Annotated in this window: 19 protein-coding genes and 1 other annotated feature; of the genes, 14 read left to right on the forward strand and 5 right to left on the reverse strand. The window is 55.2% G+C overall.

The features are described 5' to 3' along the window. Positions 1-29: 29 nt before the first annotated feature. On the reverse strand, positions 30-1,697 hold the full coding sequence (gene ettA / locus HV242_RS03120; protein ID WP_050737518.1) for an energy-dependent translational throttle protein EttA: 1,668 nt from the start codon (positions 1,695-1,697) through the stop codon (positions 30-32). Between the two features lie 227 nt (positions 1,698-1,924). Here ettA and sltY point away from each other — a divergent pair, with 227 nt between their 5' ends. Together sltY and trpR are read left to right on the forward strand one after the other, a co-directional pair. After that, on the forward strand, positions 1,925-3,862 hold the full coding sequence (gene sltY / locus HV242_RS03125; protein ID WP_014168547.1) for a murein transglycosylase: 1,938 nt from the start codon (positions 1,925-1,927) through the stop codon (positions 3,860-3,862). Positions 3,863-3,916: 54 nt separating this feature from the next. Further along, the gene (gene trpR, locus HV242_RS03130) at positions 3,917-4,246 is read left to right on the forward strand and encodes a trp operon repressor (protein WP_020885267.1); all 330 of its coding nucleotides are present in this window, start codon (positions 3,917-3,919) and stop codon (positions 4,244-4,246) included. Here the strand turns inward: trpR and yjjX are convergent. After that, positions 4,237-4,752, reverse strand: a complete 516-nt coding sequence (gene yjjX, locus HV242_RS03135) for an inosine/xanthosine triphosphatase (protein ID WP_014168549.1) — start codon at positions 4,750-4,752, stop codon at positions 4,237-4,239. The genes trpR and yjjX overlap by 10 nt on opposite strands. Before the next feature lie 50 nt (positions 4,753-4,802). Between yjjX and gpmB the strand changes: the two genes are divergently transcribed. Then, positions 4,803-5,450 carry a 2,3-diphosphoglycerate-dependent phosphoglycerate mutase GpmB gene (gene gpmB, locus HV242_RS03140; RefSeq protein WP_014168550.1) on the forward strand — a complete coding sequence of 216 codons (648 nt, stop codon included), beginning with the start codon at positions 4,803-4,805 and terminating at the stop codon, positions 5,448-5,450. Here the strand turns inward: gpmB and robA are convergent. Then, positions 5,447-6,316, reverse strand: coding sequence for an MDR efflux pump AcrAB transcriptional activator RobA (gene robA, locus HV242_RS03145; RefSeq protein WP_014168551.1), 870 nt, complete (start codon positions 6,314-6,316; stop codon positions 5,447-5,449). The genes gpmB and robA overlap by 4 nt on opposite strands. A gap of 211 nt (positions 6,317-6,527) precedes the next feature. Between robA and creA the strand changes: the two genes are divergently transcribed. The 4 genes from creA to creD are packed head-to-tail and all read left to right on the forward strand — an operon-like array spanning position 6,528 to position 10,535. Then, positions 6,528-6,998: a protein CreA gene (creA, locus tag HV242_RS03150; protein WP_014168552.1), complete on the forward strand. Its 471-nt coding sequence runs from the start codon at positions 6,528-6,530 to the stop codon at positions 6,996-6,998. Between the two features lie 14 nt (positions 6,999-7,012). After that, entirely contained in the window at positions 7,013-7,702 is a 690-nt protein-coding gene (gene creB / locus HV242_RS03155; protein WP_014168553.1) for a two-component system response regulator CreB, read from the forward strand. Continuing rightward, positions 7,702-9,126, forward strand: a complete 1,425-nt coding sequence (gene creC, locus HV242_RS03160) for a two-component system sensor histidine kinase CreC (RefSeq protein WP_014168554.1) — start codon at positions 7,702-7,704, stop codon at positions 9,124-9,126. The genes creB and creC overlap by 1 nt, the downstream gene beginning before the upstream one ends. Before the next feature lie 56 nt (positions 9,127-9,182). Beyond that, a complete protein-coding gene (creD, locus tag HV242_RS03165; protein WP_050737516.1) occupies positions 9,183-10,535 on the forward strand; it encodes a cell envelope integrity protein CreD in 1,353 nt (450 codons plus the stop codon). Positions 10,536-10,577: 42 nt separating this feature from the next. Here the strand turns inward: creD and arcA are convergent, their stop codons facing one another. Further along, positions 10,578-11,294: a two-component system response regulator ArcA gene (arcA, locus tag HV242_RS03170; RefSeq protein ID WP_003856501.1), complete on the reverse strand. Its 717-nt coding sequence runs from the start codon at positions 11,292-11,294 to the stop codon at positions 10,578-10,580. Between the two features lie 95 nt (positions 11,295-11,389). Between arcA and yjjY the strand changes: the two genes are divergently transcribed. The 7 genes from yjjY (at position 11,390) to HV242_RS03205 (ending at position 18,171) form a co-directional block, all read left to right on the forward strand. Next, a complete protein-coding gene (gene yjjY, locus HV242_RS03175) occupies positions 11,390-11,530 on the forward strand; it encodes a YjjY family protein (RefSeq protein ID WP_001541509.1) in 141 nt (46 codons plus the stop codon). Between the two features lie 399 nt (positions 11,531-11,929). Further along, positions 11,930-12,616, forward strand: a complete 687-nt coding sequence (locus HV242_RS03180; protein WP_050737515.1) for a tRNA/rRNA methyltransferase — start codon at positions 11,930-11,932, stop codon at positions 12,614-12,616. Between the two features lie 211 nt (positions 12,617-12,827). Further along, positions 12,828-12,896, forward strand: coding sequence for a thr operon leader peptide (gene thrL, locus HV242_RS03185; protein WP_015572623.1), 69 nt, complete (start codon positions 12,828-12,830; stop codon positions 12,894-12,896). After that, positions 12,835-12,952: a sequence feature (Thr leader region), on the forward strand. Its footprint overlaps the gene before it by 62 nt. 24 nt (positions 12,953-12,976) lie before the next feature. Continuing rightward, the gene (gene thrA, locus HV242_RS03190; protein WP_050737514.1) at positions 12,977-15,439 is read left to right on the forward strand and encodes a bifunctional aspartate kinase/homoserine dehydrogenase I; all 2,463 of its coding nucleotides are present in this window, start codon (positions 12,977-12,979) and stop codon (positions 15,437-15,439) included. A 1-nt stretch (position 15,440) separates the two neighbouring features. Next, entirely contained in the window at positions 15,441-16,370 is a 930-nt protein-coding gene (gene thrB / locus HV242_RS03195; protein ID WP_014168558.1) for a homoserine kinase, read from the forward strand. 3 nt (positions 16,371-16,373) lie between these two features. After that, entirely contained in the window at positions 16,374-17,660 is a 1,287-nt protein-coding gene (thrC, locus tag HV242_RS03200; RefSeq protein WP_050737513.1) for a threonine synthase, read from the forward strand. Positions 17,661-17,871: 211 nt separating this feature from the next. Further along, a complete protein-coding gene (locus HV242_RS03205; protein WP_020882537.1) occupies positions 17,872-18,171 on the forward strand; it encodes a DUF2502 domain-containing protein in 300 nt (99 codons plus the stop codon). Positions 18,172-18,202: 31 nt separating this feature from the next. Here HV242_RS03205 and yaaA read toward each other — a convergent pair whose 3' ends face one another. Beyond that, positions 18,203-18,976 (reverse strand): peroxide stress protein YaaA, encoded by a 774-nt coding sequence (gene yaaA, locus HV242_RS03210; RefSeq protein ID WP_014168561.1) that lies wholly within the window; start codon positions 18,974-18,976, stop codon positions 18,203-18,205. Between the last annotated feature and the right edge of the window lie 15 nt (positions 18,977-18,991).

The raw sequence follows: 18,991 nt of genomic DNA on the forward strand, positions 1-18,991 counted from the left end.
AAACGGCAACTGACGTTGCCGTTTTACATTTATTTCGCGATACGTTTGTACTTAATACGTTTCGGCTCCAGCGCATCCGCGCCCAGCGTACGTTTCTTGTACTCTTCGTATTCGGTGAAGTTACCTTCGAAGAACTCCACTTTCCCTTCGTCCTGGTAGTCCAGGATGTGGGTTGCGATACGGTCAAGGAACCAACGGTCGTGCGAGATAACCATTGCACAGCCCGGGAACTCCAGCAGGGCGTTTTCCAGTGCGCGCAGGGTTTCAATGTCCAGGTCGTTGGTCGGTTCATCGAGCAGCAGCACGTTACCGCCAACCTGCAGCAGTTTGGCCAGGTGCAGACGACCACGTTCACCACCGGAGAGCTCGCACACGCGTTTACCCTGGTCGGTACCTTTGAAGTTAAAGCGGCCAACGTAAGCGCGGCTTGGCATTTCGGTGTTACCGATACGCATGATATCCAGGCCGCCGGAGACTTCTTCCCACACGGTTTTGCTGTTATCCATGGCGTCACGGAACTGGTCAACGGAAGCCAGTTTCACGGTTTCACCCAGAGTGATTGAACCACTGTCTGGCTGTTCCTGACCTGACATCATGCGGAACAGGGTGGATTTACCCGCGCCGTTCGGACCGATGATCCCCACGATGGCACCTTTCGGTACGGAGAAGGTCAGGTCGTCAATCAGCAGGCGATCGCCATAAGACTTACGCAGATTGGTGACTTCAACCACTTTATCCCCCAAACGTGCGCCAGGCGGAATAAACAGTTCGTTGGTCTCGTTACGTTTCTGGTATTCGGTGTTGTTCAGCTCTTCAAAGCGTGCCAGACGGGCTTTGCCCTTAGACTGACGGCCTTTAGCGCCCTGACGAACCCATTCCAGCTCTTTCTCGATAGACTTACGACGCGCGGCTTCCTGAGAGGCTTCCTGCGCCAGACGCTGGTCTTTTTGCTCCAGCCAGGAGGAGTAGTTGCCTTCCCATGGAATGCCTTCACCACGGTCAAGCTCCAGGATCCAGCCTGCAACGTTGTCGAGGAAGTAACGGTCGTGGGTGATCGCCACAACGGTGCCTTCGAAGTCGTGCAGGAAACGCTCCAGCCATGCCACGGATTCCGCATCCAGGTGGTTGGTCGGTTCGTCGAGCAGCAGCATGTCTGGCTTTTCCAGCAGCAGACGGCACAGCGCCACGCGGCGGCGTTCACCCCCGGAGAGGTTCGCGATTTTCGCATCCCAGTCTGGCAGACGCAGGGCGTCAGCGGCGCGCTCGAGCTGCACGTTCAGGTTGTGGCCGTCATGCGCCTGGATAATCTCTTCAAACTTGCCTTGCTGAGCGGCCAGTTTATCGAAGTCCGCATCCGGTTCAGCGTATTTGGCATACACCTCATCCAGACCTTTCAGTGCGTTAACGACGTCAGAAACCGCCTCTTCAACGGATTCACGAACGGTGTGTTCCGGGTTGAGCTGAGGCTCCTGCGGCAGGTAGCCAATTTTGATGCCAGGCTGCGGACGGGCTTCACCTTCGATGTCTGTATCGATGCCGGCCATGATGCGCAGCAGGGTGGACTTACCGGCACCGTTGAGACCCAGAACACCGATTTTTGCGCCCGGGAAGAAGCTCAGCGAGATATTTTTAAGAATATGACGTTTCGGCGGGACAACTTTGCCGACACGATGCATGGTATAAACGAATTGAGCCACGTTGGACTTCGCCTCTTTTATCGTGATGAGAAAGAATATCAGCCTCGAAGTGTAGCCTTTTTCCCGTCCTAATCCCAGCCAGGAACGTCGGGAGTGTTAAAACGCGCAAGAAAGGTAAAAAAGTGTCCGCGACGTGGCGCGTTGCAGGATGCCTGGTTAGCATAAGTTAATTAGACTTTGACGTGGCAAGACGCTGCAATTGACGAAAAAACAATGAGGAAGAGCTTGTGGGAAAAGCCAAACAGGTGGTCTGGCGTCTGCTGGCTGCCAGCGTATGCGTGATGGCGGCAAGCCAGGCGGTGCATGCCGATTCACTGGATGAACAACGTAATCGCTACGCCCAGATTAAACAGGCGTGGGACAATAAGCAGATGGATACCGTGCAGGCGCTGATGCCGACCTTAAAAGCGTATCCTCTCTATCCGTATCTGGAGTATCGGCAGATCACTGACGATCTCATGAATCAACCCACGGTCACCGTGAATAACTTTATTCAGGCGAACCCGACGCTGCCGCCCGCGCGGACGCTGCAGTCTCGTTTTGTGAACGAACTGGCACGTCGTGAAGACTGGCGTGGGCTGCTGGCGTTTAGCCCGGAAAAACCGAACACCACCGAAGCCCAGTGTAACTATTACTATGCGAAGTGGGTTACCGGACAGCAGGAAGAGGCCTGGGCGGGCGCGAAAGATCTGTGGTTGACCGGAAAAAGCCAGCCAAATGCCTGTGATTCCCTCTTTGGCGCATGGCGTGCGTCAGGTAAGCAGGATCCGCTGGCGTACCTTGAACGTATTCGCCTGGCGATGAAAGCCGGAAACACGCGGCTGGTTACCACGCTTGCGGGACAAATGCCGTCTGATTATCAGACGATCTCAACCGCCGTCATCGCCCTGGCGAACGATCCGAACAGCGTACTGACCTTTGCCCGCAGCACCGGCGCGACCGACTTTACCCGCCAGATGGCCGCGGTGGCTTTTGCCAGCGTGGCGCGTGACGACGTGGAAAATGCGCGGCTGATGATCCCGCAGCTGGTGCAGGCGCAGCAGCTCAACGAAGATCAAACTCAGGAGCTGCGCGACATTGTGGCGTGGCGACTGATGAGCACCGATGTGACCGACGAGCAGGCGCGCTGGCGAGACGATGCGATTATGCGTTCGAACTCCACGTCGCTGGTGGAGCGCCGCGTGCGTATGGCGCTGGGGACGGGCGATCGCCGGGGGCTGAATACCTGGCTTGCGCGTCTGCCAATGGATGCCAAAGAGAAAGACGAATGGCGTTACTGGCAGGCGGATCTGTTGATGGAGCGCGGACGTGACGATGAAGCCAAAGAGATCCTTCATGCGCTGATGCAGCAGCGTGGGTTCTACCCGATGGCGGCCGCACAGCGTCTGGGTGAGGAGTACACGTTCCGCATTGATAAAGCACCTGCTAACGCCAACCCGGCGTTGACTCAGGGGCCAGAAATGGCGCGCGTTCGCGAGCTGATGTACTGGAACATGGATAATACCGCCCGTAGCGAATGGGCGAATCTGGTGACCAGCCGTACAACCGATGAGAAGGCACAGCTTGCCCGCTATGCCTTTGATAACCACTGGTGGGATCTGAGCGTGCAGGCAACGATCGCCGGCAAGCTGTGGGATCATCTCGAAGAGCGTTTCCCGCTGGCCTATAAAGATCTGTTCGAGCGCTACACCAGCGGTAAAGACATTCCACAAAGCTACGCCATGGCCATTGCCCGCCAGGAGAGTGCGTGGAACCCGAAAGTCCGTTCCCCGGTCGGGGCCAGCGGCCTGATGCAGGTGATGCCGGGAACCGCGACGCACACGGTGAAGATGTTTAACATCCCGGGATACAGCAGCCCGTCACAGCTGCTGGATCCGGAGACCAACATCAATATCGGTACCAGCTACCTGCAGTATGTTTATCAGCAGTTCGGCAATAACCGCATCTTCTCCTCAGCGGCGTATAACGCAGGCCCGGGCCGCGTGCGCACCTGGCTTGGCAACAGCGCCGGGCGCATTGACGCCGTCGCGTTTGTGGAAAGTATTCCGTTCTCGGAAACCCGCGGCTATGTGAAGAACGTATTGGCTTATGACGCCTACTATCGCTATTTCATGGGACAAAAAGATACCCTGATGAGCGATGCTGAGTGGCAGAGACGTTACTGATGGAGCGGGTTGTGTTATGCTGTACTCGTTAATGAGTACAACAGGCGGCATAACATGACCCAGCATTCCCCGTATTCCTCGGCAATGGCCGAACAACGTCATCAGGAGTGGCTTCGTTTTGTGGAGTTGCTCCGCCAGTCTTACGACCAGGATCTGCATTTGCCTTTATTGCAGCTGATGCTGACGCCGGATGAGCGTGAAGCCCTGGGCACACGCGTGCGGATCATCGAAGAGCTGTTGCGCGGTGAGATGAGCCAGCGTGAGCTTAAAAATGAGCTGGGCGCGGGTATTGCGACGATCACCCGCGGATCGAACAGCCTGAAATCCGCGCCGGTGGAGCTGCGTCAATGGCTGGAGTCTGTGCTGCTGGGCGCTCAGCGATAAATCGCGTTATGGAACGGACTCAGGGCCAGAATCACCGCCTGGTGGTAAACGCCTGAACGCGTCAGCGCGCCAGCGGTAAAGACGCCAATCGCGCCTTCTTTGCGGCCAATTTCATCGATGCCGGTGTACTGAGACATCACCGGCCCGAGCGCTTCACCCGCGGACACTTTTTCCAGAATGATTTTTGGCAGCGGCAGGGTTGCTGAACGCGCTTCTCCACGCTGTTCACGGTTCTCGATGACCACCCAGCTGAACGTCGCGCCTTCGTCGATACCCGCTTCAATTGCCACCCAGAAGTCAGCATCCGGTGCGGCAGCCCTGGCGTTTGCCACGCGATTTCGTGCGCCAGCGCGCGTTTCCTCGCTGCCAAACGGCTGTTCAGGCACGCCGCTCTCGACGCCGATGGCATCAATATGGCAGGATCCTTCGCCGAAAATCTCTTCGAATGCCCTTAGAATTGCCTGAATTTTGGCAGGATTGGTGGTAGCAGAGACAACATGGTGCATAATTAAGCTCGATTCAAAAAAAACTCATCGCAGTATAACGGAAAAAAAGCATGTTACAGGTATACCTTGTTCGCCACGGTGAGACGCAGTGGAACGCCGAGCGACGTATTCAAGGCCAGTCAGACAGTCCTCTTACTGAAAAGGGTGTGCAGCAGGCGTGGCAGGTGGCAGAACGCGCCAGAACGCTGGGCATTACGCATGTTATAACCAGCGACTTAGGTCGCACACAGCAGACGGCGCGCATCATTGCCGATGCCTGTGGTTGTGATGTCATGATCGAGCCGCGTCTGCGCGAGCTGGATATGGGCGTGCTGGAAAAACGGCATATCGATACGCTGACGGAAACGGAAGAGGGCTGGCGTCGCACGCTGGTCAACGGCACCGAAGATGGCCGTATTCCGGAAGGCGAATCCATGCAGGAGCTGAGCGTGCGCATGCATGCCGCGCTGGCGGAATGCCTGAAGCTTCCGGCCGGGAGCCGTCCGCTGCTGGTGAGTCACGGTATTGCGCTGGGCTGCCTGGTAAGTACGATTCTGGGGTTACCTGCGTATGCAGAGCGCCGTTTGCGTCTGCGCAACTGCTCTATTTCCCGTATCGACTATCAGGAAAGCGCGTGGCTGGCGTCAGGTTGGGTCGTAGAGATGGCAGGGGACATTTCGCATCTTGATGCCCCTGCACTTGATGAACTTCAGCGTTAACGACGTATCGGAATTAAGAATTCCATACGCAGATTGATGGGGCCTTCTTCCGGTTTAGCATCGCTTGCCGGATAGTAGCGCTCAATATCCTGACCTTTACGGCGATTCAGGTTCAGCATTGGCATGCAGGTTCCGTAAACGGTCAGGATAAATTCCTGTACACCCGTTCCCAGCCCTTCATAAGCGAACATCACGTATTCGCCGCCTTCCAGCACCACGGGCTTTGAACCCTGAATATAGCCATTCGCCAGCTCTGGCGTTAACGCGGTGGTGTAGAACACCTCCTGCTCGTCGTCTTTTTCCTGGCTTGGGTGCGTTTCGTTGAGACCATACAGGATGGGCGGGATCGCCGGTGCATGGCTCAGGAAGTCGCGCCAGAACTGAACGCGCATCTGATGACGGAATTCGGAAATCTGCTCCAGCGAACAGGAGTAGCTTTGCGTCGTACCAATCAGGTGCGTTTCTGGCAGGGTGATAAATTCATATTTCGGCATTGCAAACTCGCCCAGACGCAGCGGCGGACGCATGCCAAACGAGCTCCAGTCAGGCGAGCGGCGATAGAGCGCTGGCGTTAACGAGAACTGTTTTTTAAAGGCGCGGGTAAAGGTTTGCTGCGAGTCGAAACGATATTGCAGTGCAATATCCAGAATCGGCCGCGCGGTCAGGCGTAATGCCACCGCTGATTTTGACAGACGACGTGCGCGGATATAGGCCCCGATAGCATGACCGGTGACATCCTTGAACATCCTTTGCAGATGCCACTTGGAATAGCCTGCTTTAGCCGCCACATTATCCAGTGACAAAGGCTGGTCGAGATGACCTTCCAGCCAGGTGAGCAGGTCGCGAATAATTCCAGCCTGATCCATATACTATCCTCATCCTTAAAACAGCAGGTGCCTGATAACAGGTTAGCGGATAATAGCATTTTTTGATGTTTTAGCATTCAGTGTTTTTTTTGCTCATTAATGCCTTTTGTTCCTCGTTTTGGGTGAATATATTCTAATCCTGTGATCTTGCTACATTTTTGTCTACAGTGTTGAATAATCGCTCAGCGTAATTCTTAAAAATGGTAACAATATGAAATACAAGACTTTGATCTTCACTGCCCTGATGTTGACGGTGGGGCACGCCGCGCAGGCGGAACAGATTGGTTCTGTCGATACCGTTTTCAAAGTGTTCGGCCCGGACCACAAGATTGTGGTGGAGGCGTTTGACGATCCGGACGTGAAAAACGTCACCTGCTACGTTAGTCGGGCGAAAACCGGGGGCATTAAAGGCGGGCTTGGGCTGGCTGAAGATACCTCAGATGCGGCAATCTCCTGCCAGCAGGTCGGCCCTGTGGAGCTGAGTGACAAAATCAAAAACGGCAAAGCGCAGGGCGACGTTGTTTTCCAGAAACGGACCTCGCTGGTGTTTAAAAAGCTGCAGGTGGTGCGTTTTTATGACGCCAAACGCAACACGCTCGCCTATCTGGCCTATTCCGACAAAGTGGTTGAAGGCTCACCGAAAAACGCCATCAGCGCCGTGCCGATCATGCCATGGCACTAATTCAGGGATGAATCATGCAGCAACCTCTGGTCTGGCTGGTTGAGGACGAAATCAGTATCGCCGACACGCTACTCTACATGCTTCAGCAGGAGGGGTTTGCGGTGAAGGCTTTCGGGCGTGGGTTACCGGTACTGGAAGAGGCGCGGCGGCAGGTCCCCGCGCTGGCGATTCTGGATGTCGGGTTGCCTGACATCAGCGGCTTTGAACTCTGCCGTCAGCTTCTGGCGCAGCATCCGTCACTGCCGATCCTGTTCCTGACGGCGCGAAGTGACGAGGTGGATAAGCTGCTCGGGCTGGAGATGGGCGCGGATGATTATGTCGCCAAACCCTTCTCCCCGCGTGAAGTCTGTGCCCGGGTGAGGACTATTCTACGGCGGTTACAAAAATCCACCGCCCCTGCCGAGATCGTTCGTATCGGGCAGTTTGAACTGAATGAACCCGCCGCCAGAATCAGCTGGTATGGGGAGCCTTTACCGCTCACGCGCTACGAATTCCTGCTGCTCAAAACATTGTTGCAGGCGCCGGGCCGGGTCTTTTCTCGCCAGCAGCTTATGGACAAAGTGTGGGGCGAAGACGGCGATAGCTTCGATCGTACCGTGGATACGCATATCAAAACCTTGCGCGCCAAGCTGCGCGCGGTCAATGACGGGCTTTCGCCCATCAGTACCCATCGCGGGATGGGTTACAGTCTGGGGCTTTATTAATGCGTATTGGCATGCGTCTGCTGCTGGGCTATTTCCTGATTGTCGCAATCGCCGCGTGGTTTGTGCTGTCTATCTTCGTGCAGGAGGTCAAGCCCGGCGTGCGCAGAGCCACCGAAGGCACGCTGATTGACACCGCGACCCTGCTGGCGGAAGTGGGGCGAGACGACCTGCTCGCAGGCAATCCGCAGCAGGGCCAGCTGGCTCAGGCCTTTTCACGGCTCCATCAGCGGCCGTTTCGCGCCAACATTGGCGGCATTCATAAAGTCCGCAACGAGTACCACGTCTACATGACCGATGCCACGGGCAAGGTGGTATTTGATTCGGCGGGCCTGGCGGTAGGAAAAGACTACTCCCGCTGGAATGACGTCTGGCTGACGCTTCGCGGGGAATATGGCGCGCGCAGCACCCAGAGCAACCCTGACGATCCGGAAAGTACGGTGATGTATGTTGCCGCACCGGTAATGGACAGGGGCAACATTATCGGCGTGCTGTCGGTCGGAAAACCTAACAGCGCCATGGCGCCGGTTATTCACCGTAGCGAGCGGCGGATCCTGTGGGCGGGTGGGGCGCTGCTCGGCATTGCCCTGCTGATTGGTCTGCTGGTGGCGGGATGGATCAATCGTTCCATTGGCAGATTGTCGCGCTACGCCGATGCGGTGACCACGGACACGCCTCTCCCGCTGCCTAACCCCGGCAGCAGTGAGCTACGAAAGCTGGCGCAGGCGCTGGAAAATATGCGCATTCGCCTCGAGGGTAAGAATTACATCGAGCATTATGTGCATGCGCTTACTCACGAACTCAAAAGCCCGCTGGCGGCGATCCGCGGCGCGGCAGAGATCCTTAATGAGCAGCCGCCGCCGGCGGTGGCCGCGCGGTTTATCGATAATATTCTGGTGCAAAACGCGCGTATGCAGTCGCTGGTGGAAAAACTGCTCTCTCAGGCGCGTCTTGAAAACCGGGTAGAGATAGAGCCGGTGAGCGTGAGTATCAGCACGCTGTTTTCACGGCTTGCGGATTCACGCTCCGCCGTTATCACGGCGAAAAATATCATCCTGACCTGCCAGCCCACTTCGCTGCAGGTGCAGGGCGACCCCGAGCTGCTTGAACAGGCGCTGGGCAATTTGCTGGATAACGCCATCGATTTTACCCCGCAGGGCGGGACGCTTCAGCTGGCTGCCGAGGAGACGCCAACCGAGATCCGGCTTACCGTAAGCGACAGCGGAAGCGGGATACCGGACTATGCCATGGCGCGTATTTTTGAACGTTTTTACTCGCTCCCCCGCGAGAACGGGTTGAAAAGCAGCGGGCTGGGTCTGGCATTCGTGCAGGAGGTGGCGCGTCTGCATCAGGGGGACATTGCTCTGCATAACCAGCCAGAAGGCGGCGTGAAAGCCACGCTGACACTTCACCGTCACTTCACATAACTTCAAACTGGCCCCACATAGCCCCGGTACGCTCTCCTCATCACAAAGGAGACGTAATGATGAAATCCCCCCTGTTCTGGAAAGTAAGCACCCTGCTGGGGTGCATTCTGCTGTTGTTAGTCCCGCTCTTTATGGTCAGTAACCTGATTTCGGAGCGTGAGAGCTACCGTAACGATGTTGAACACTCGCTTCGCCAAAGCACCAGCGGGCCGCAAAAGCTGGTAGGACCGCTGATTGCCATTCCTGTCACCGAGGTTTTTTACAAACTTGAAGATGAGAAAAAGGTCGAATACAAAAAAAGCTACCTGCACTTTATCCTGCCGGAATCTCTGCTCGTTGAGGGAAATCAGCACGTGGAGTCCAGAAGCATCGGTATTTATGACGGGCAAATCTGGAACACCGATCTCAAAATAAAAGCGCAGTTTTCGACGGAGAAAATGGCGCAGCTGAAGGGCGAAACCATGACGCTGGGGCAGCCATTCCTGGTGATTGGCGTGGGTGATGCCCGGGGCATTGGTACGGTGAAGGTCGCAAAAATCAACGGTGAGACACTCAGCGTAGAACCGGGAACCGGCGTGTATGGCACACTTGCCGGTATTCATATTCCGCTGAGTGATAAAGCCCTTGAGCCGAAAACGCTCGCTCTTGATATGTCGTTTAACCTGGCGGGGACGGGCAGTTTTGCGGTGGTGCCGGTCGGGCGTAACAGTGAAATGACGCTGAGCAGTAACTGGCCGCACCCGGGATTTATGGGATACTATCTGCCTGTTAAGCATCAGATTAGCGAGTCTGGTTTCCAGGCAAACTGGCAGAGCAGCTGGTTTGCTAACAATATGCAAAGCTGGTTCGCCGAGGGCGAGTCACCGGAATGGAGTTCTATCCCGGCCTTTAGCGTGACGGTTGCCACGCCAGCGGATCAGTACCAGCTGACAGACCGCGCTATCAAATACGCTATTTTACTGATTGCCCTGACGTTTATGGCCTTCTTCGTGTTCGAAACCCTTACCGGATTGCGTCTGCACCCAATGCAGTATCTGCTTGTAGGGTTGTCGCTGGTCCTGTTCTATCTCGTCTTACTTGCCCTGTCTGAGCATGTCGGGTTTACGCCGGCCTGGATTATTGCAAGCCTTGTCGGCGCGATGATGAATGGTGTGTACCTGCAGGCGGTACTGAAAAGCTGGAGGCGAAGCGGGGTGTTTATTCTGGCGCTGCTGGGGCTGGATGTCGTGATGTGGTTCCTGCTGCGTTCTGAGGACAGCGCGTTGCTGCTGGGAGCTGCCGTACTGGCGATGGCACTGTTTGCGGTCATGTACCTGACGCGTCACCTTGACTGGTATTCGCTCTCTCAGCCGAAGCGTCCCGTCCCCCCCGTTGAACCTGATGCGGATACGATGCGAGTCTGGAAATAAAAAACGGCGCGAAAGCGCCGTTTTTTTACTTCAGTTGCCGGATTACTCCTGCAGGTCGCCGCAGAAACGATAACCTTCACCGTGAATAGTGGCGATAATTTCCGGCGTATCAGGCGTAGATTCGAAATGTTTACGGATACGACGGATGGTCACGTCTACGGTACGGTCGTGCGGCTTCAGCTCACGGCCGGTCATTTTCTTCAGCAGTTCTGCACGGGACTGAATTTTGCCCGGATTTTCACAGAAGTGCAGCATCGCGCGGAATTCACTGCGCGGCAGTTTATACTGCTCACCGTTCGGGCTAATCAGTGAACGGCTATTGATATCAAGTTCCCAGCCGTTGAACTTGTAGCTGTCTACGCTACGACGCTCTTCGCTGACCGTGCCCAGGTTCATGGTGCGGGACAGCAGGTTGCGTGCACGAATGGTTAACTCGCGTGGATTAAACGGTTTAGTGATGTAGTCATCCGCACCGATTTCCAGGCCAAGGATTTTATCAACTTCGTTATCACGGCCTGTCAGGAACATTAACGCGACATTCGCCTGTTCACGCAGTTCGCGCGCCAGAAGAAGGCCGTTTTTGCCCGGCAGGTTGATATCCATGATCACCAGGTTGATATCATTTTCAGAAAGGATCTGATGCATCTCTGCGCCATCGGTCGCTTCAAAGACATCGTAGCCTTCTGCTTCGAAAATGCTCTTTAACGTGTTGCGTGTTACCAACTCGTCTTCAACGATAAGAATGTGCGGGGTCTGCATGTTTGCTACCTAAATTGCCAACTAAATCGAAACAGGAAGTACAAAAGTCCCTGACCTGCCTGATGCATGTCGCAAATTAACATGACCGGCCTAACGTGACTAAAGTACGTAATTGCGTTCTTGATGCACTTTCCATCAACGTCAACAACATCATTAGCTTGGTCGTGGGTACTTTCCCTTTGGACCCGACAGTGTCAAAAACGGCTGTCATCCTAACCATTTTAACAGCAACATAACAGGCTAAGTGACACCAGACACCCAATAAAACTACGCTTCGTTGACATATATCAAGTTCAATTGTAGCACGTTAACAGTTTGATGAAATCATCGTAGCCGAATGCTAGCCTTTGTCACAATTTTTCAATAAACCAACTAGTTGCGTACCTTGATTTATAAACGATACGAATCCAATCAGAAAAGAGTATTCATGAGGTCATTACCATTATAAAACATAAGGATAATAGCCTTCTGTTAACATTCTAACTGATTGTTCAGCCACAAAATAGTTTAGCGTTTTTAATTTGTTCTGAAACGCTATTTCGGTGATTTGTGTTGCATTTTTGTAAATTCGCGCCGCGTAATATGTTGAAGTGCATCACATTTTTATCCGCTAACTGATTAAAAAGAGAGCATAAATGCATCTGTCGATTGTACTGGTCGCCCCAGCCAGAGCCGAAAATATAGGCGCTGCGGCGCGTGCCATGAAGACCATGGGGTTTACCGATCTTCGCATCGTGGACAGCCAGGCGCACCTCGAGCCCGCGGCCCGTTGGGTGGCGCACGGTTCAGGGGATATTCTCGATAATATAACCACTTACGACACGCTCGCCGCTGCGCTGCACGACATTTCTTTTACCGTGGCGACCACGGCACGCAGCCGGGCAAAGTTCCACTATTACGCCACGCCGGCGGAACTGTTGCCGATGTTAACGGAGAAAAGCCAGTGGCTGACGAAGGCCGCGCTGGTCTTTGGGCGGGAAGATTCCGGTCTGACGAACGAGGAGCTGGCGTTGGCGGACGTCCTGACCGGTGCGCCGATGGTGGCGGATTATCCGTCGCTAAATTTAGGCCAGGCGGTAATGGTGTATTGCTATCAATTAGCCTCCCTAATACAAATTCCTCAACCCCAGTCTGAAGGGGCAGATGAAAACCAGCTGGCCGCGCTGCGCGCTCGCGTTGACCAACTGTTATTACAACTCGGTGTCGAGGAAGATCAAAAAATGGCGGACTGGCTGCATCAGCGACTTGGTCGTCTTGAGCAGCGAGACACGGCAATGTTGCACCGTTTGCTGCATGATATTGAAAAAAAATTGGCCGAGTAAAATGCTGTCATAAGTTTTTACTATGGCGTATCCGTCTGTCTGGGTGGGGTGCGTCTGGGGGAATCGGATGAAAATAAATCTGCAAGCAGCGGGACGTGAGAGCGTCCCGAATTGTGATCAAATTAAAAATTCATTGACTTAAGGTGCCCAATCCTTTAACCCTAAAAGAATACAGCACAGACAGATAATAATGACAGAGTACACAACATCCATGAAACGCATCAGCATCACCACCATTACAACAACCATCATCATTACCACAGGAAATGATGCGGGCTGACGCGTACAGGAAAAACAGAAAAAAGCCCGCACCCAAACAGTGCGGGCTTTTTTTTCGGCTAAAGGAAACGAGGTAGAACCATGCGAGTGTTGAAGTTCGGCGGTACATCAGTGGCAAATGCAGGACGTTTTCTGCGTGTTGCCGATATCCTGGAGAGCAACGCCAGGCAGGGGCAGGTCGCGACCGTGCTCTCTGCCCCGGCAAAAATCACCAACCACCTGGTGGCGATGATTGAAAAGACCATCGGTGGCCAGGATGCACTCCCGAACTTGAGCGACGCCGAGCGTATCTTCGCTGAGCTGCTGCAGGGGCTGGCGGAGGCGCAGCCGGGTTTCCCGCTCGCACAGCTGAAATCGTTTGTTGAGCAAGAGTTCGCCCAAATCAAACACGTGCTGCACGGTATCAGCCTTTTAGGTCAGTGCCCGGACAGCATCAACGCGGCGTTAATCTGCCGTGGTGAAAAATTGTCGATTGCCATCATGGCGGGCCTGCTGGAAGCGCGTGGTCACAATGTGTCGGTTATCGATCCCGTTGAAAAACTGCTGGCAGTGGGCCACTACCTCGAGTCTACCGTTGATATAGCCGAATCAACCCGTCGCATTGCCGCGAGCAAAATTCCGTCTGACCATATGATCCTGATGGCGGGCTTCACCGCCGGAAACGAGAAGGGTGAACTTGTCGTACTGGGCCGTAACGGCTCCGACTACTCTGCTGCCGTGCTGGCAGCCTGTTTGCGCGCCGACTGTTGTGAGATCTGGACTGACGTCGACGGTGTATACACCTGCGATCCGCGCCAGGTACCGGACGCCAGGCTGCTGAAGTCGATGTCATACCAGGAAGCGATGGAGCTTTCCTACTTCGGCGCTAAAGTTCTTCACCCTCGCACCATCTCTCCCATTGCCCAGTTCCAGATCCCTTGCCTGATTAAAAACACCGGTAACCCGCAAGCGCCAGGCACGCTGATTGGCGCCAGTACCGATGAAGACGGCCTGCCGGTGAAAGGCATTTCTAACCTGAACAATATGGCCATGTTCAGCGTTTCCGGCCCGGGAATGAAAGGCATGGTCGGTATGGCGGCCCGCGTTTTCGCGGCCATGTCCCGCAACGGTATCTCGGTTGTACTGATCACTCAGTCCTCTTCTGAATACAGCATCAGCTTCTGCGTACCGCAGGGGGATTGTCTGCGCGCCCGTCGTGCGCTGGAAGAAGAGTTTTACCTTGAGCTGAAAGAAGAGCTGCTGGAGCCGCTTTCTATTCAGGAACGCCTGGCGGTCATCTCGGTGGTGGGTGACGGTATGCGTACGCTGCGCGGTATCTCGGCCAAATTCTTTGCCGCGCTGGCCAGGGCCAACATCAACATTGTGGCCATTGCCCAGGGGTCATCTGAGCGTTCAATCTCGGTGGTCGTTGACAACGACGATGCGACAACCGGCGTTCGCGTGGTTCATCAGATGCTGTTCAACACCGATCAGGTGATTGAGCTGTTCCTGATTGGCGTGGGCGGTGTGGGTGGCGCGCTGCTGGAGCAGGTGAAGCGTCAGCAGGAGTGGTTGAAGAAAAAGCACATTGATCTGCGCGTGTGCGGTATCGCGAACTCAAAAGCGCTGCTGACCAACGTTCATGGTCTGAACCTGGAAAACTGGCAGACTGAGCTGAATGATGCCAAAGAGCCCTTTAATCTGGGCCGGTTAATCCGTCTGGTGAAAGAGTATCACCTGCTTAACCCGGTCATTGTCGACTGTACCTCGAACCAGGCGGTGGCCGATCAGTACGCCGATTTCCTGCGCGAAGGTTTCCACGTGGTGACGCCGAACAAAAAGGCCAACACCTCGTCGATGGATTACTATCACCAGCTGCGTCTGGCGGCGAGCAAGTCACGGCGTAAGTTCCTCTACGACACCAACGTGGGCGCGGGCCTGCCGGTGATCGAGAACCTGCAAAACCTGCTGAACGCGGGGGATGAACTGCAGCGTTTCTCCGGCATTCTTTCCGGCTCGCTGTCGTTTATCTTCGGCAAGCTGGATGAGGGCATGAGCCTGTCGGAAGCGACCCGTGCCGCGCGTGAACTGGGGTACACCGAGCCGGATCCGCGAGACGATCTCTCCGGTATGGATGTGGCGCGTAAGTTGCTCATACTGGTGCGTGAAACGGGCCGTGAGCTGGAGCTTTCCGATATCGTGATTGAGCCTGTTCTGCCTGCCGGGTTTGACGACAGCGGTGACGTGAACACCTTTATGGCCAATTTAGCGCAGCTAGACGACGCCTTTGCCGCACGCGTTGCGAAAGCCCGTGATGAAGGTAAGGTATTGCGCTATGTTGGCAATATTGAAGACGATGGTATGTGCCGCGTGAAGATTGCTGAAGTGGATGGCAACGACCCGCTGTTCAAAGTAAAAAACGGCGAAAACGCCCTCGCGTTTTACAGCCACTATTATCAGCCACTGCCGCTGGTGCTTCGCGGCTATGGCGCAGGGAATGATGTTACCGCGGCGGGTGTATTTGCCGATTTGCTGCGTACCCTGTCATGGAAGTTAGGAGTTTAACATGGTGAAAGTTTATGCCCCGGCTTCCAGCGCCAATATGAGCGTCGGATTTGATGTGCTGGGTGCGGCGGTGACGCCGGTGGATGGTTCGCTGCTGGGCGATACGGTAACGGTTGAAGCGGCAGAGAGCTTTAGCCTGAATAACGTGGGCCGCTTCGCCAGCAAACTGCCGACAGACCCGCGCGAGAATATCGTTTATCAGTGCTGGGAGCGGTTCTGTCAGGAGATCGGCAAAAATGTGCCGGTCGCCATGACGCTGGAAAAAAGTATGCCGATTGGCTCTGGCCTGGGTTCCAGCGCTTGCTCCGTGGTCGCCGGACTGGTGGCCATGAATGAGCACTGCGGCAAGCCGCTGAATAATAACCGTCTGCTCGGGTTAATGGGCGAGCTGGAAGGGCGCATCTCCGGCAGCATTCATTATGACAACGTCGCCCCCTGCTTCCTCGGTGGTATGCAACTGATGATTGAAGAAAATGGCATCATCAGCCAGCAGGTGCCAGGGTTTGATGAGTGGCTGTGGGTGCTGGCCTATCCCGGCATTAAGGTATCCACCGCTGAAGCGCGTGCGATCCTGCCTGCGCAGTATCGTCGTCAGGACTGTATCGCTCACGGACGTCATCTGGCCGGCTTTATTCACGCCTGCTACACCCGTCAGCCGCAGCTGGCAGCAAAATTAATGAAAGACGTTATCGCCGAGCCGTACCGCACTAAGCTGCTGCCTGGCTTTAACGAGGCGCGACAGGCGTCAATGGATACCGGCGCACTGGCGTGCGGTATCTCCGGCTCCGGCCCGACGCTGTTCGCCCTGTGCGATAAGCCAGACACGGCGCAGCGCGTGGCGGACTGGCTCTCTAAACACTACCTGCAAAATCAGGAAGGCTTTGTTCATATTTGCCGTCTGGACACGGCTGGCGCACGAGTACTGGGATAACGAATGAAACTCTACAACCTTAAAGATCATAACGAGCAGGTCAGCTTCGCGCAGGCGGTGACTCAGGGACTGGGCAAAAATCAGGGGCTGTTCTTCCCCCATGACCTGCCGGAATTTCAGCTGACCGACATTGATGAACTGCTGAAGCAGGACTTTGTCACCCGCAGCACTAAAATTCTCTCTGCCTTTATCGGCGATGAAATCCCGCAGGAGCTGCTGGAAGAGCGCGTGCGTGCAGCGTTCGCTTTCCCGGCACCGGTTAAGCAGGTTGAGCCGGATGTCGGCTGCCTTGAGCTGTTCCACGGTCCAACCTTGGCGTTTAAAGACTTCGGTGGCCGCTTTATGGCGCAGATGCTGACCCACATCAGCGGCGACAAACCGGTAACGATTCTGACGGCGACCTCCGGCGATACCGGTGCGGCCGTTGCCCATGCGTTCTATGGTCTGAAGAACGTTCGCGTGGTGATCCTCTACCCGAAAGGCAAAATCAGTCCGCTGCAGGAAAAACTGTTCTGTACGCTCGGGGGCAACATTGAAACCGTGGCGATTGACGGCGATTTCGATGCCTGTCAGGCGCTGGTCAAGCAGGCCTTCGATGATGAAGAGCTGAAAGTGGCGCTGGGTCTGAACTCGGCGAACTCCATTAACATCAGCCGTCTGCTGGCGCAGATCTGCTACTACTTCGAAGCGGTTGCACAGCTGCCACAGGAGGCGCGCAATCAGCTGGTCGTCTCCGTACCAAGCGGCAACTTTGGTGACCTGACGGCGGGCCTGCTGGCGAAATCGCTCGGCCTGCCGGTAAAACGCTTTATCGCCGCCACCAACGCCAACGACACCGTGCCGCGCTTCCTGAAAGACGGTAAATGGGCGCCGAACGTCACGCAGGCGACGCTTTCGAATGCGATGGACGTAAGCCAGCCAAACAACTGGCCGCGTGTGGAAGAGCTTTTCCGCCGTAAGGTCTGGCGTCTGGGCGATCTGGGTTACGCCGCGGTGACGGATGAGACCACCAAAGCCACCCTGCGTGAGCTGAAAGCGGCGGGGTACACCTCTGAACCGCATGCGGCGATCGCTTACCGTGCGCTGCGCGATCAGCTGAATCCGGGGGAGTATGGCCTGTTCCTGGGAACGGCTCATCCGGCGAAGTTCAAAGAGAGCGTGGAAGTGATTCTGGGTGAAACGCTGCCGCTGCCAAAAGAGCTGGCCGAGCGTGCGGACCTGCCGCTGCTTTCGCATGAATTGCCCGCGGATTTCGCCGCGCTGCGTAAGTTGATGATGACGCGCGGATAACGATTCTGTCACCCTATGCAGGCCGGGTAAGGTGAAACTTACCCGGCTTTTTTTATGGAGAAATTAAGGAGAAAAATAGCAGTAAAAAAGCAGAAATTCCCAATAAATGCGGTCACTTAGCGATTAGGATTGCAGAGAATAACATCCCCCGTCCTCCTCACGTATTCTCCTTACATCGGCCCACATCGGGTAAATGAATAAGGAGTCACCTATGTCTAAACTGAAACCTGCTCTGCTGGTGCTTTCAATGATGCTGGTCGCTCCGATGGCGGTTCAGGCCTCTGAAATCACCCTCGTCCCTGCGGTAAAACTGCAGATTGGCGATCAGGATAATCGTGGTCACTACTGGGATGGTGGCCGCTGGCGCGACCATGACTGGTGGAAGGCTCACTATGACTGGCGCGATAATCACTGGCGCCCACATGACGAGCATCACGATCGTCATCATGATGACCACCATCACGATCGTCACGACGACCCGCGTCCTGGCCCGGACTGGAAACACCATTAATGCAAAACCCCGCCATCTGGCGGGGTTTGTTTTACTGCTCGTGGCGCTTAAACACCAGTTCGCCTTTCCCTGACGCTTCTTCATCGAAGAAGTAGCCTTCGCTGTTGAAGGCGGTCAGTTGCTCCGGCTTCGTCAGGCGGTTCTGAATGATGTAGCGGCTCATCAACCCACGCGCTTTTTTGGCGTAGAAGCTGATGACCTTGAACTTGCCGTTTTTCTCATCGAGGAAAACGGGCTTAATAATTTCCGCATCCAGCTTTTTCGGCTTCACCGATTTGTAGTATTCATCGGAGGCCAGATTGATCACCACATTATCGCCCTGAGCACGCAGCGCAGCGTTCAGTTTGTCGGTGATGATATCGCCCCAGAAATGGTACAGATCTTTGCCTTTAGGGTTTTCCAGGCGGATACCCATCTCCAGACGATACGGCTGCATCAGGTCCAACGGGCGCAGCACGCCGTACAGACCTGACAACATGCGCAGATGCTGCTGGGCGAAGTCGAAATCGGCTTCGCTAAAATCTTCCGCCTGCAGGCCGGTATACACATCACCTTTAAACGCCAGAAGCGCCTGGCGGGCGTTGTTCGGCGTGAAGTCCGGGTGCCACTCGTGGAAACGGGTCGCGTTAAGATCCGCCAGTTTGTCGCTGATGCTCATCAGCGAGGCAATTTGTGGCGCAGAGAGCTTACGCGCGACGTGAATCAGCTGTTGCGAATAGTCCAGCAGTTCAGGCTGGGTATAGCGCTCGGTGGCGAGCGGGCTCTGGTAATCGAGCGTTTTAGCAGGTGAAATCAGAATCAGCATATCCAGTCCTTGCAG

This window comes from Enterobacter sp. RHBSTW-00593, assembly GCF_013784105.1.
Lineage (GTDB): Bacteria > Pseudomonadota > Gammaproteobacteria > Enterobacterales > Enterobacteriaceae > Enterobacter > Enterobacter ludwigii.

What these genes read in the sequence shown, in the direction of transcription:
- robA (WP_014168551.1), bottom strand. Translation starts at nt 6,316, where the DNA reads ATGGATCAGGCTGGAATTATTCGCGACCTGCTCACCTGGCTGGAAGGT.
- arcA (WP_003856501.1), bottom strand. Translation starts at nt 11,294, where the DNA reads ATGCAGACCCCGCACATTCTTATCGTTGAAGACGAGTTGGTAACACGC.
- HV242_RS03205 (WP_020882537.1), top strand. Translation starts at nt 17,872, where the DNA reads ATGTCTAAACTGAAACCTGCTCTGCTGGTGCTTTCAATGATGCTGGTC.
- creC (WP_014168554.1), top strand. Translation starts at nt 7,702, where the DNA reads ATGCGTATTGGCATGCGTCTGCTGCTGGGCTATTTCCTGATTGTCGCA.
- creD (WP_050737516.1), top strand. Translation starts at nt 9,183, where the DNA reads ATGATGAAATCCCCCCTGTTCTGGAAAGTAAGCACCCTGCTGGGGTGC.
- gpmB (WP_014168550.1), top strand. Translation starts at nt 4,803, where the DNA reads ATGTTACAGGTATACCTTGTTCGCCACGGTGAGACGCAGTGGAACGCC.
- creB (WP_014168553.1), top strand. Translation starts at nt 7,013, where the DNA reads ATGCAGCAACCTCTGGTCTGGCTGGTTGAGGACGAAATCAGTATCGCC.
- yjjX (WP_014168549.1), bottom strand. Translation starts at nt 4,752, where the DNA reads ATGCACCATGTTGTCTCTGCTACCACCAATCCTGCCAAAATTCAGGCA.
- thrA (WP_050737514.1), top strand. Translation starts at nt 12,977, where the DNA reads ATGCGAGTGTTGAAGTTCGGCGGTACATCAGTGGCAAATGCAGGACGT.
- thrB (WP_014168558.1), top strand. Translation starts at nt 15,441, where the DNA reads ATGGTGAAAGTTTATGCCCCGGCTTCCAGCGCCAATATGAGCGTCGGA.
- trpR (WP_020885267.1), top strand. Translation starts at nt 3,917, where the DNA reads ATGACCCAGCATTCCCCGTATTCCTCGGCAATGGCCGAACAACGTCAT.
- thrC (WP_050737513.1), top strand. Translation starts at nt 16,374, where the DNA reads ATGAAACTCTACAACCTTAAAGATCATAACGAGCAGGTCAGCTTCGCG.
- HV242_RS03180 (WP_050737515.1), top strand. Translation starts at nt 11,930, where the DNA reads ATGCATCTGTCGATTGTACTGGTCGCCCCAGCCAGAGCCGAAAATATA.
- creA (WP_014168552.1), top strand. Translation starts at nt 6,528, where the DNA reads ATGAAATACAAGACTTTGATCTTCACTGCCCTGATGTTGACGGTGGGG.
- yaaA (WP_014168561.1), bottom strand. Translation starts at nt 18,976, where the DNA reads ATGCTGATTCTGATTTCACCTGCTAAAACGCTCGATTACCAGAGCCCG.